Source organism: Nonomuraea sp. NPDC049637 (assembly GCF_040675235.1).
GTDB lineage: Bacteria > Actinomycetota > Actinomycetes > Streptosporangiales > Streptosporangiaceae > Nonomuraea.
On sequence record NZ_JBFAOM010000037.1, the window covers coordinates 54,504 to 66,656 of the forward strand.

The window sequence follows — 12,153 nt, forward strand, 5'->3', positions numbered from 1 at the left end:
ATCGGCGGGACATCGTCAACATTTTGTTGAAGGGCGGGCGGATGATCGTACCCCTCGAGGAGGCCGCGGCCGACACCTGCGGGGGCAAGGGCGGCGCGCTCGGCGCGCTGCTGCGGGCCGGGCTGCCGGTCCCGGACGGTTTCGTGGTGCCGTTCGCCGCCTACCTCGCCGCGGTCCGCGGCCTCGACCTCGGCCGGCACACCGCGGGCCCCGACGACCCGGCCGCGGCGCGGCGCGCAATCGAGGCGCTCACGGTCGACGCCGGGCTGGCCGCGGCGCTGGCGCGGGGGCTCGGTGCACTCGGCGATCCGCCCGTGGCCGTGCGGTCGTCGGCGGCCGACGAGGACACCGGCCGCAGCTCGGCGGCCGGCCGGTACGAGAGCTTCCTCGCCGTGCGCGGCGCGGACGGCGTGGCCGAGGCCGTGCGCGCCTGCTGGGCCTCGCTGTTCTCGCCGCGCGCCGCCGCCGGCCGTGAGTCCGGCGACGGCTCCGGCGACAGGTCGGGCGACGGCCCGGCGATGGCCGTGGTCGTCCAGCGCCACCTGGACGCCGAGGCGTCCGGGGTCATGTTCACCCCGGGCGGGCCGGGCGAGCCGACCGGGATCGAGGCGTCGTGGGGGCTCGGGCCCAGCGTCGTGGGCGGCACGGTCACCCCCGACTCCTACCGGGTCGCCGCGGACGGATCGGTCGTGCGCACGCCGGCCGACAAACGCACCCGGCTCGACCGGGAGGGCGCGCGGCTCGTCGTGCGGAACGTGCCCGCCGGCGTCCGGGGGCGGGCGGCGATCGACGACGCGACCGCCGTGCGGCTGGCCGGGCTGGGCGCGCGGATCGCGGCCCTGCGCGGCGGGCCGCAGGACGTCGAGTGGGCCGTCGCGGACGGCCGCGTCTGGATCCTGCAGGCCCGCCCGGTCACCGCCGCTCCCCCGCCCGCCGGCCCGCCCGTCCCGGCCGCGGACGTGCCGTCCGGGGCGCTCGTCGGGACGCCGGGCAGCCGCGGAGCCGTCACCGGCACCGCGCGGATCGTGCGCGGGCCGGGCGACTTCGCCCGCGTGCTCCCGGGCGACGTGCTGGTCTGCCCCTTCACAGACCCGGCGTGGACGCCGCTGCTGCGCATCGCCGCCGGCGTCGTGACCGAGACCGGCGGCGTGCTGTCCCACGCCGCGATCGTGGCCCGTGAGCACGCCATCCCCGCCGTTCTCGGCGTCCCTGACGTGACCAGCAGGCTGCGGGACGGCGCGCTCGTCACCGTCGACGGCACCGCCGGCACCGTCACCGCCACCTGACCCCGGAAAGGAGAGGGGAGCGGCCGCTGACCCGCCGCTCCCCGAACACCCATGTCAATGCGACGCCTCTACCTGGCCCGCCACGGCGCAGCCGACGCGTTCGGGCAGCTCACCGACGACGGGCGGCGGCAGTCGGCCCTGCTGGGCGAACGGCTGGCCGCCATGCCGATCGACGCCGTGTGGCACTCCCCGCTGCCGCGTGCCGCCGAGAGCGCGGGCGAGCTCGCCCGGCACCTGCCCGGCGTGCCCGTGGCCGAGGCCGCCGAGCTCGTCGACCACGTGCCGTACGTGCCCGCCCCCGCCGAGACGCCCGCGTCCTGGGCCGGTTACTTCGACGGCTTCGACCAGGCCGAGGCAGCCTCGGGGCGCGCGCTCGCCGACGCCCTGGTCGCCCGGTTCGCGACGGTCCCCGGCGAGCCCGCGTCCGACGTGCACGAGGTGCTGGTGACGCACGCCGACCAGATCGCCTGGCTGGTCCGGCACGCGCTGGACGCGCCGCCGCCCCGGTGGCTCGGCCTGAACAGCGCCAACACCGGCCTGACGATCATCGAGTACCGCGCCGGCCTGCCGCCCACGATGGTGATGTTCAACGACCTGAGCCACCTCCCGTCCGGCCTGCGCTGGACCGGCTTCCCGCGGGACCTGTGGCCGTGAGCGGCGGCCCGGCGGCTACCGGTGGCCGTCCGCGTGGCGGCTACCGGGCTCGTTTCGCCGGCGTCCTGGGCGCGGCGCGGACCAGGGTGAAGTCGTCGACGTCGAAGTCGGCGCCGGTGAACACCAGGTACAGCCGGGCGGCGCCGGAGGGCACGCCGGTCAGCGCCGTGGAGACGTCGGCGTAGGACTCCCAGCCTCCGGTGTTCGGCACGGTGACGGCGCCGAGCACCGGCCCGGCCGGCGAGCCGGCGCGGATCTCGAAGCCGCCCGACGGCCCCGGCGAGGCCACCCGCGCCCGGAACGCGGTGACCCCGGTGAGGTCCACGTCGTAGGCCGCCCAGTCGCCCGGGTTGACGTAGCCGAGCACGGTGCCGCCGTGCGCGGGCGCGTGCGGGTAGGTGGCCACGCCGGACGCCTGCGCCCAGGTCTCGGCCTGGACGACGGAGTCCCCGGCAGCCGGCCCGAGCTCCTTGATCCGGATGTTGCGGAAGGACGCGTGGTCGGCGTCGCTGTGGTTCTGGATGCCGATGTGCCCGTTCCTCAGTGAGCGGGCCGGGTCGGTGTTGGTGAAGTCGTTGATCCGCACGCCGTTGAGGAACACCTGGAGGCGTTCGCCCTCGACCCGGATCTCGTAGGTGTTCCACTCCCCCGGCGGGTTCAGCGCGGCGTCGCGGGCGGCGATGTCGGCGGCCTTGAAGCCGTAGACCGAGCCGGTGGTCCGGTCCGGCGCGTCGGTGGCGTCGATCTGGATCTCGTAGCCGTTGTTCACCGCCGAGGACGGGTCGGTCGAGGGCGGGAAGCCGACGAAGACGCCGGAGTTGTCGTCACCGGCCAGCTTCCAGTCCAGCTTGAGCGAGTAGGAGGTGGTGTACTCCTTGGCCTTGTACCACAGCAGGCCCATGCCGCCCTGCGAGGTCAGCGTGCCGCCGGCGTTGGCGAAGCCGCCCGGCCCCGCCTGCTCCCAGCCGGTGGTCGAGCCGTTGTAGAGGGTGGTGTAGCCGGTCTCGGGGCGGCAGTCGGCCTTGGCCTGGCCGGTGGCGTAGGCCAGGCCGCCGCGCAGGTGCTGCCGGAAGGCGGGCTCGGCGAAGGACTCCGCGGTGTGCCCGCCGCCGGTGTAGAAGGAACGCCCCCCGTCGTACGGCTTGCACCAGGCGATCGGGTGGTCGGCGCCCATCGTGCCGCCCGAGTACGTCGACTCGTCCAGGGTGGCCAGCACGTGGGCGCCGGTCCTGGCGTTGGTCCGGTAGTCGTACCACTCGTCGGTCCGCGGCCAGGTGGCGTCGAGGTGGGCGGTCGCCGGGTGGGCGCGGTCCTCGACCTTGACCGTCGCCTTCTGCACCGCCGGGTGGGCGGCGAACCAGGCGCCGACGAGGCCGCCGTACCAGGGCCAGTCGTACTCGGTGTCGGCGGCCGCGTGGACGCCGGCATAGCCGCCGCCCGCCTTGACGTACGCCTCGAACGCGGCCTGCTGCGCGGCGTCGAGCACGTCGCCGGTGGTGTTGAGGAAGACGACCGCCTTGTAGGCGGCCAGGTTCGCCGTGGTGAACGCGGCCGGGTCCTCGGTGGCGGTCACGCCGAACCCGAGGTCCCTGATCGCCTGGACGCCCGCCGCGATCGAGTCGTGCCGGAACCCCGCCGTACGGGAGAAGACCAGGACGGCGGGGCCGCCGGCGGAGGGGGTCGCCGTGGTGAACCTCTGGGCCGTGCCGCCGTCGCACGTCCTGATGACGAGCTGGGCCGGGTCGGTGGCGTCGAGGCACTTGCCGAGGGCCTTGAGCGCGCCGCCCTCGGCGGTCCACTTCTGCGCGCCCGTGCCGTTGCAGGTCCAGATCTGCACCTTGGTGCCGTCGGCGCTGTTCGCCCCGGCCACGTCCAGGCACTTGCCGAGCGCCTTGACGGTCTGGCCGTCGATGGCCCAGTTCTGGGCGTTCGTACCGTTGCAGGAGTAGAGCTGCACCTTGGTGCCGTCGGCGGTGCCGGCGCCCGCGACGTCAACGCACCTGCCGTCGGCGGCGCGGATCGGGCCGACCGCCGTCGCCTCCTTGGCCAGGGTGAAGTCGTCGAGGTCGAACAGCGCCCCGGCGCCGCCGGTGAAGACCAGGTAGAGCGTGGTGGACGCGGCGGTCGCGCCGGTCAGCGGAGCCTGCACGTCGGTGAAGGTCTCCCAGCCGCCCGTCACCGGGACGGCGGCCTTGCCGAGCAGCGGCCCGGTGGGCGAGCCCGTGCGCACCTCGATGGAGCCGCCGACGCCGCCCGAGGAGACGCGCGCCCGGAACGTCCTGGCGTCGTCGAGCCGGTAGGGGGTGAAGGCGATCCAGTCGCCGTTGTGCACGTCGCCGACCGTCCTGCCGCCGTGCGCGGCCGCCTTGGAGATCTGCGAGACGCCGGACATCGTCGCGTAGTGCTCGGCCTGGCGGTGGCGTGGTTGCAGGACGTGCTGGGTGTGGGTGGTCAGGCCGCCCTTGTCGGTGTACTCGGCGTCGAAGACGGCGAAGATGTTGGCCGCGTCGTCGTGCTCGCCGTCGGCCGGGATCGTCAGCTCGCCCGCGCAGCCGTTCTTCGAGGTGATCTGGTGGCCGTGGCTGTCGTGGCCGAGCACGTACGTCATCCGCACCTTGGCGCAGTCGATCTGCGTGTCCTCGGGGTCGGTCACCCCGATGGTGAAGGGCACGGTGTCGCCCCAGGTGAACAGCGTCCCGGGGGCGGGTGTGCCGATGGTCACGGCGGGGGCGGTGTTGCCGGCCGTGATGACCACGCCGGCCGTGCCGGTGTTGCCCTGGGGGTCGCGCACGGTGAGCGTGGCGGTGAACGAGCCCTCGCTGGTGTAGGTCTTCGTGGGGTTCGGGGCGGTGGAGGTGGTGCCGTCGCCGAAGTCCCAGGCGTAGGTGAGCGCGCCGCCCTCGGGGTCGGCGGAGCCGGCGCTGGAGAAGGCCACGGTGAGCGGCAGCTTGCCGGACGTCCGGTCGGCCTTGGCGACCGCGACCGGCGAGCGGTTGCGGTCCTTGATGTACTCGACGCGGTAGAGGGCGGAGTTGGCGTCGCCGCCGAAGTAGCCCGAGCCGTAGTCGAGGACGTAGAGTGCGCCGTCGGGTCCGAAGGCCAGGTCCATCACCTGCGTGCCGGTCCAGGGGAAGGCGGCGATCTCGCCGCGCGTGCCGTCGGCGGCCACGTCGATCGCCTTGATCCACTTGCGGCCGAACTCGCCGGCGAAGAAGTGCCCGTCGAGGTCCTGGGGGAACTTGACGGCGGAGTTCAGGGCGGCGTCGTAGCGGTAGATCGGGCCGCCCATCGGCGACTCCGAGCCGCTGCCGAACTCGGGCGGCGAGCCGGCGTCGCCGCCGTACCTGATCCAGGCGGGCTTGGCGGGCGGGAGCTTGGCCAGGCCGGTGTTGCGCGGCGAGTCGTTGGCCGGGCCGCCCGCGGCGCAGTCGTACTTCTGGCCGGAGGGGCCCGAGGGGAAGGTGTAGTCGTTGTAGGTCTCGGTCAGGGTGTTGGTGCCGGTGCAGTACGGCCAGCCGTAGTTGCCGGGGCCGGTGACGCGGTCGAACTCGACCTGCCCGGCGGGCCCGCGGTTCGGGTCGGTGCTGCCGGCGTCGGGGCCGTAGTCGCCGACGTAGACCACGCCGGTGGCCTTGTCCACGGTCATCCTGAACGGGTTGCGGAAGCCCATGGCGTAGATCTCGGGCCTGGTCCGCGCGGTGCCCGGCGGGAAGAGGTTGCCCGCGGGGATGGTGTAGGTGCCGTCCGCGGGGTTCACCTTGATGCGCAGGATCTTGCCGCGCAGGTCGTTGGTGTTGCCGGCGCTGCGCTGGGCGTCGTAGACGGGGTTGCGGTCGGGGCGCTCGTCGAGGGGGGCGTAGCCGGCCGAGTCGAAGGGGTTGGAGTCGTCGCCGGTGGACAGGTAGAGGTTGCCCTGGGCGTCGAAGTCCATGTCGCCGCCCACGTGGCAGCACATGCCGCGGTCGGCGGCCACGTCGAGCACGGTCCGCTGCGAGGCCAGGTCGAGCGTCCAGTCGGGCTTGAGGGTGAACCGGGCCAGGCGGTTGACGCCCTGCCAGGCCGACCAGTCGGCGCCGGTCGCGGGCGCGTCGCCGGCCGGCGTGCTCAGGCGGGGGGCGTAATAGAGGTAGATGGTCCGGTTGGCGGCGAAGCCGGGGTCCACGGCGACGCCCTGGAGGCCCTCCTCGTCGTGGGTGTAGACGGGCAGCGCCCCGACCACGGTGGTCAGTCCCTGGGCGTCGGTGCGGCGCAGCGTCCCGTCGCGCGCGGTGTGCAGCACCGACAGGTCGGGCAGCACGGCCATGGTCATCGGCTCGCCCATCTCGGCGACGCCCTTGGCCAGCTCGACGCGCTGGTAGTCGGCCGGGTCGATGGCGGCGTGGGCGCGGGCGGGCGGGGCGGCCACGGTGAGCACGACCGCGCTCGACATGGCCAGGAGGACGGCGCTGACCCGCGCCGTCCATCGGAAGGCACGGGTGGGCCTGCTGGGAGGCATCGCGGAGGTTCCCTTTCCGTGGGGGGTGGACCGGGAAGGAGGGTTCCATTGGCGGACGATCGAAGAACCTTCGTAGATCGCGACAGTAGATCTGACTTTTGATGATTGTCAACGAAAGTCCGTTAAGTCCTAGACGAAACGGTTTCGGTCCGTGGCCGGAAAGACGAAGCGCCCCGCCTGCGCTGGGCAGGCGGGGCGCTTCGCGGACGAGGTCAGCCGGCCAGGGCGCTGTCGACCGCCTCCGGGGCCAGGACGTGCTCCAGCACCATGACGGCCGCCCCGATGACGCCCGCCCGGTCGCCCAGCTCGCTGACCTGGATGCGCAGGTGCTGGGTGGCCAGCGGCAGCGAGCGCTTGTAGATGGCCTCCCGCACGCCCGCGAGCAGGTGTTCACCGGCGTCGGCCAGGTCGCCGCCGATCACGATCGCGGCCGGGTTGAAGAAGTTGACGATCGTGGCCAGCACGTCGCCGATCTCGCGCCCGGCCTGGCGGACGAGCTGGGCGGCGTCGCGGTTGCCGGCGCGCAGCAGCGCGACGACGTCCCGGCCGCCCGCGGCGGGCACGCCGGTGGCCGAGATGCGGGCGGCCAGCGCGGCCCCGCCGGCCAGGGCCTCCAGACAGCCCACGTTGCCGCAGTGGCACAGCACGTCGTCGTCGGCGGTGGCCACCCGGATGTGGCCGATGTCGCCGGCCGCGCCCTGCGCACCGCGGTGGAGGCGGCCGTCGGAGATCACGCCGCAGCCGATGCCGGTGCCGATCTTGACGAAGACGAGCTGGCCGGTCGCCTGCCGCCCGGCGCGCTGCTCGCCGAGCGCCATGATGTTGACGTCGTTGTCCACGAAGACCGGCACGCCCAGCCGCTCCCCCAGCCACTCGGGCACCGGGAACCGGTCCCAGCCCGGCATGAGGGGCGGGTTGACCGGGCGACCCGTCGGGTACTCGACCGGGCCCGGCAGGCCGATGCCCGCCCCGCACACGTCGGCCAGGTCGCGCCCGCTCTCGTCGAGCAGGTCGGCGAACGTGCGGGCGAGCCGCCCGAGCGTCGCCTCGGGGCCCTCGCCGATCGGCGCGTCGGCGGTGCGCTCGGCCAGCACCGTGCCGCCGAGGTCGGTGATCGCCACCCGCTCGTGCGTGACGCCCAGGTCGGCGGCCAGGACGAGCCGGGCGGTGCGGTTGAAGGCGAACATGGCCGCGGGCCGCCCGCCCGAGGAGATGGCCTCGTCGGCGGGCAGCACCCAGCGGTGGCGGAGCAGCGCGTCGAGGCGCAGGGACACGGTGGACCGGGCCAGGCCGGTGAGCTGGACCAGCTCGGTCCGGGTGCGCGGCGGCCCGTCCCGCAGCAGGGAGAGCAGCGCGCCGGCCCCCGCCGTCGCGCCGTTGAGCGTGTCCAGAGTCAACACCAGCCTCTCCGCCGATGACGGCAGCCACTTCAGAGGAGCCCAAGTCTATCTTCGCCGAATGGGGCACGACTTATGGCTGACCATCGACATAAGCCCGTCGATGCCGCGGACGATCACGTCGCCAGCGGGAGCCTCAGGACGAAGCGGGCGCCGCCCGGGTGGTCGGCCACGAAGAGGTCGCCTCCGTAGGCGTGGGCGATCTCGCGGGCGATCGGCAGGCCGAAGCCGGAGCCGCCCGCGTCCAGCGAGCGCGCCTGGTCCTGCCGGTACAGCCGGTGGAAGATGCGCTCCCGCTCCTCCGGCGGGATGCCGGGCCCGTCGTCGATGACCTCCAGGACGGCGTACGGCGGCGCGGCGGCGACCACGAACTCGATATGGCCGGTGGTGTGGCGTTCGGCGTTGGCCACCAGGTTGGACAGCAGCCGGGCCAGCCGCACCCGCGAGGCGCGGACCACCACGCCCTCCTCCAGCCGGGTGCGGACGGACGCGCTCGGCGGATGCGCGTCCAGCTCCTCCACCACCAGGCGGCCCAGATCGACGAGGTCGGCGCCGGGCGGCGGGGCGGTGTAGAGGCGGGCCAGGGCGAGCAGGTCACCGACGATGTCGTTGAGCCGCTCGGCGTCCCGGTGCAGGCTGCGCAGGGTCCGGCGGAGGTCGGCGCCGGGGTCGGACAGGGCCTCCTCCAGCTCGGTCAGCAGGCCGGCGATGGGGTTGCGCAGGTCGTGGGCGGCGTCGAAGACGAACCGCTGCTGGTGCTCGATCGTCTCGTGCAGCATGGAGACCTTCTGCTGCTCCTGGCGGTAGGCCTGGTGCAGCTGCGCGTCGGGCTTCGGGGAGCCGGGGACGCGTTCGCCGGGACGGGCGGCGAGCCGGGGTTCGAGCGACCCGGCGACGTCCCCGAAGACGACGACGATCTCCTTCACCTCGCCCGGCGGGCCGGGCACCGGGGCGTTCGCCAGCCGCCAGTGGCGCCGGCCGGGCGGCTCCCAGTCGTCGCGCAGCAGCGGCACGACGTCGCCGGCGCCGGTGGCGGCCACCCGCTCCAGCGAGGCGCACACCTTCGCCGCCCCCGACCCGCTCAGGCCGGTCAGCGCCGGGGGCGCGCCGAGCAGGGCGCGGCCGACGACCTCCGCCCGGTCCTGGCCGGTCATCCGCAGGTAGGCGTCGTTGACGGCCAGCACGACCTGGTCCCGGGTGAGCAGCATGCAGGGACACGGCAGCGCCTCGAACGCCGCCTGGTATCCGACCGTCGCTCCCATCACCGGGTCCCCCTCAGGCCCCACATACCCCCCTAAGGCCGCTGACATGCGGAAATGCCCTGTTGTTCTCATTCTCATTCTCGATAGTGATAACGTATGAACGTGACGATCTCGACAGAGCGCTGGGCCGAGCTGGCGCTGCATCCCGTGCGCATCCGCATCCTGCGCGCCGTCGCCGGGGGCCGCCGGACGCCCTCCGACCTGGCCGGCCTGCTGCCCGACGTGCCGCAGGCGACGCTCTACCGGCAGATCGCGACGCTGGCCAGGGCCGGGATGCTGGAGGTGGTCGAGGAGCACAAGGTCGGCGGGGCGACCGAACGGGTCTACGCGGTGCCCGAGGGCGGCCTGACGCCGTCCCCCGAGGCGCTGGCCGCCGCGTCGGCGGAGGACCACGCGCGGTACTTCACCGCGTTCGCCGGCAGCCTGCTGTCGGAGTTCGCGCGCTACCTCGAGCGGGACCGGGTCGATCTGGCCGCCGACGGCGCCGGATACCAGCAGGTGGTCCTGCACCTGGACGACGAGGAGTTCGTCGCCTTCGCCACGGGGTTCGCCGAGCTGGTGCGCCCCCTGCTGGCGAACGAGCCGGGACAGGGACGTACGCCGCGCCTGCTGGCGACCGTCCTGCTCCCCCTGAAGGAAGGCTGAACTGTGGCAACGGTATGGGTCGGCGAGGGCATGGTCATGATCGAGTTCGGGCGCTGGGAGCGGTTCCTCACCGGTCACGGCCGGTACGCGCTCCTGCTCGCGTCCGTGCGGGAGGCGCGGGTCGCGGACGACCCGTTGCGCGTGCCGCGCGGCGCGCGCAAGGGGCTGAGCGTGGCGGGCCACGTCAAGATCGGGGTGTGGGGCCTGTTCGGCGGGCGGCGGCAGCTCGTGTCCGTGACCGGTGACACGCCGGCGGTGCACCTGCTGCTCGACCGCGCCGCGTCCGGCGGCGAGTTCGACGAGGTGGCCGTCTCCGTCCCCGACGCCGGCCGGGTCGCCGCCGCGGTCCGGGCAGCGGTACGAGCGGCGGCCGCGTGACCAGCGTCGAGGTCCGGGCGGCGGTGCGGGCAGTGGTGCGGGCAGTGGTGCGGGCGGCGGTGCGGGCGGCGGTCGCGTGACCGGCGTCGAGGTCAGCGGCCTGACCAAGCGGTACGGCGCGCTGACCGCCGTCGAGGACCTCAGCTTCACGGTCCGGCCCGGGGCGGTCACCGCGTTCCTCGGCCTCAACGGCGCCGGGAAGACCACGACGATGCGCATGATGGTCGGCCACGTCACCCCCACCAGCGGCGGCGTGACGATCGGCGGCCGCCGCTACCGTGACCTGCCGCGCCCGACCACCGTGGTGGGCGCGACCTTCGACGCCGCCTCCTTCCACCCCCGGCACTCGGTCCGCGACCATCTGCGCGTCTACGCCGCGATGGGCGGCCATCCCGATCGCCGGGTCGGCGACCTGCTGGGCCTGGTGGGCCTGGCCGGAGCCGCCGGGCGGCCGACCGGCGCCCTGTCCACCGGGATGCGGCAGCGGCTCAACCTGGCCACCGCGCTGCTCGGCGACCCCCGGGTCTTGCTGCTGGACGAGCCGGGCAACGGCCTGGACCCCGAGGGGGCGGCGTGGCTGCGCTCGTTCCTGCGCGAGATGGCCGCGCAGGGGCGGGCGGTGCTGGTCTCCAGCCACGTGCTGGCCGAGGTGGAGCAGGTCGCCGACGACGTGGTGGTCATCGGGCGGGGGCGGCTGCTGGCCGCCGGCCCGCTGCGCGAGCTGTGCGGCGCTGAGCCGGACGTGCTGGTGCGCACCCCCGACGCCGCCGCCCTGCGCACGGCGCTGGCCGCCGAGGCCGCGCGGGTGGACGTGGCCGGCCCGCACGACCTGCGGGTCCGCGGCCTCTATCCGCCGCGGGTCGCCGCCCTGGCCGCGGCCCGCGGACTGCCGGTCCACGGCCTGACCACCGAACGCCCGCCCCTGGAACGACTCTTCCTCAGGCTCACCGACGAAACAGCGAGCACGCGGGAGCTGGGGAGCACGGACGAGAAGACGACGGGCACGCGGGAAGAGACGGCCGGCGCGCGGGGACGGGCGGGCGCGGGTGGGGAGGCGGCGGGATGAGGGGGTTTGTGCGGGCGGAGTTCCGGCGGCTGCTGGCCACCAGGATGTGGTGGGGCATGCCGCTGGCGGCCGTGCTGCTCGGGGGCGGTCTGATCGGGCTGCTGGCGCTGGTCGGGCCGGAGAACTTCGAGCCGCCGATGCCGGGGCTGGACACCGAGGCGGGGGTGCGGGCCGTCCTGGGGTTCCTCGGGTTCACCGCGTTCGTGCCGGCCGCCGTCGGGACGCTCGCCGTCACGTCGGAGTACCGGCACCGCACGGTGAACTTCACCTTCCTGTTCGCGCCGGACCGGTGGCGGGTGCTGGTGGCCAAGCTCGTCGCCTACGCCGTGGCGGGACTGGCGTACGGGCTGGTGCTGGCCGGCGCGGCAGGGGCGGCGCTGTTCGGCGTGGCCGCGGCCCGCGGCACCGAACTGGGCCTGCCCGCCGGGACGATCGTGACGCTGCTGGCCCGCCTGGGGGTGGCGATGGCGGTCTACGTGGTGCTCGGCGTGGGCATGGGGGCGCTGATCCGCAACCAGGTCGCGGCGCTGTGCGTGGTGATCGGCTACCTGTACGGCGGCGAGCTGGCGCTGATCATGATCCCCGGCGTGCGGGAGCTGTACCCGTGGCTGCCCGGCGGCGCGACCTCGGCGCTGACCGACTTCACCGCCGTGGCCGACGCCCTGGCCGCCCAGCTGGCGAGCGAGCCGGTCCGGCTGCTGTCACCGGCCGCCGGGGCGCTGGTCCTGCTGGCGTACGCGGCGCTGGCGAGCGCGGCCGCCGTCCTGCGTCCGCTGCGCCGGGACGTGGCCTGACCCGCTGCTGGTGATCTTCGGCCAGGACGACCGGAGATGGCGTTCGTCCTCGGCCGTCGGCTACCGGCTACCGGCTACCGGCTACCGGACGGTCCCCGGCGCGACCGTCGAGCTGCTGCCCGGGACCGGGCACTCCCCCATGCTGGAGGACGTGCAGCCCCGGGCGCGGGAACCGG

At 74.5% G+C, this 12,153-nt stretch carries 9 protein-coding genes; 6 read left to right on the forward strand and 3 right to left on the reverse strand.

What is annotated here, in order from left to right; genetic code table 11:
* Nucleotides 1–41 precede the first annotated feature (41 nt).
* Nucleotides 42–1,286 (forward strand): PEP/pyruvate-binding domain-containing protein, encoded by a 1,245-nt coding sequence (locus AB0J71_RS37060; protein ID WP_364418622.1) that lies wholly within the window; start codon nucleotides 42–44, stop codon nucleotides 1,284–1,286.
* Between the two features lie 57 nt (nucleotides 1,287–1,343).
* On the forward strand, nucleotides 1,344–1,940 hold the full coding sequence (locus AB0J71_RS37065; protein ID WP_352329000.1) for a histidine phosphatase family protein: 597 nt from the start codon (nucleotides 1,344–1,346) through the stop codon (nucleotides 1,938–1,940).
* 40 nt (nucleotides 1,941–1,980) lie between these two features.
* Here AB0J71_RS37065 and AB0J71_RS37070 read toward each other — a convergent pair whose 3' ends face one another.
* From AB0J71_RS37070 to AB0J71_RS37080, 3 genes are all read right to left on the reverse strand, one after another.
* A complete protein-coding gene (locus tag AB0J71_RS37070) occupies nucleotides 1,981–6,435 on the reverse strand; it encodes a ThuA domain-containing protein (protein WP_364418624.1) in 4,455 nt (1,484 codons plus the stop codon).
* Between the two features lie 212 nt (nucleotides 6,436–6,647).
* A complete protein-coding gene (locus AB0J71_RS37075) occupies nucleotides 6,648–7,835 on the reverse strand; it encodes an ROK family transcriptional regulator (RefSeq protein WP_364393610.1) in 1,188 nt (395 codons plus the stop codon).
* A 113-nt stretch (nucleotides 7,836–7,948) separates the two neighbouring features.
* A complete protein-coding gene (locus tag AB0J71_RS37080) occupies nucleotides 7,949–9,094 on the reverse strand; it encodes an ATP-binding protein (protein WP_364418626.1) in 1,146 nt (381 codons plus the stop codon).
* Between the two features lie 96 nt (nucleotides 9,095–9,190).
* Here AB0J71_RS37080 and AB0J71_RS37085 point away from each other — a divergent pair, with 96 nt between their 5' ends.
* The 4 genes from AB0J71_RS37085 to AB0J71_RS37100 all read left to right on the forward strand — a co-directional run bounded on the left by AB0J71_RS37085 (nucleotide 9,191) and on the right by AB0J71_RS37100 (nucleotide 11,977).
* Complete coding sequence (locus AB0J71_RS37085) at nucleotides 9,191–9,739, forward strand: helix-turn-helix domain-containing protein (RefSeq protein WP_364418628.1); 549 nt, start codon at nucleotides 9,191–9,193, stop codon at nucleotides 9,737–9,739.
* Nucleotides 9,740–9,742: 3 nt separating this feature from the next.
* Nucleotides 9,743–10,117 carry a hypothetical protein gene (locus AB0J71_RS37090; RefSeq protein ID WP_364418630.1) on the forward strand — a complete coding sequence of 125 codons (375 nt, stop codon included), beginning with the start codon at nucleotides 9,743–9,745 and terminating at the stop codon, nucleotides 10,115–10,117.
* Nucleotides 10,118–10,193: 76 nt separating this feature from the next.
* Nucleotides 10,194–11,183, forward strand: coding sequence for an ATP-binding cassette domain-containing protein (locus tag AB0J71_RS37095; protein ID WP_364418632.1), 990 nt, complete (start codon nucleotides 10,194–10,196; stop codon nucleotides 11,181–11,183).
* The gene (locus AB0J71_RS37100; RefSeq protein WP_352324739.1) at nucleotides 11,180–11,977 is read left to right on the forward strand and encodes an ABC transporter permease; all 798 of its coding nucleotides are present in this window, start codon (nucleotides 11,180–11,182) and stop codon (nucleotides 11,975–11,977) included. Before AB0J71_RS37095 ends, AB0J71_RS37100 begins: the two co-directional genes overlap by 4 nt.
* Nucleotides 11,978–12,153 lie beyond the last annotated feature (176 nt).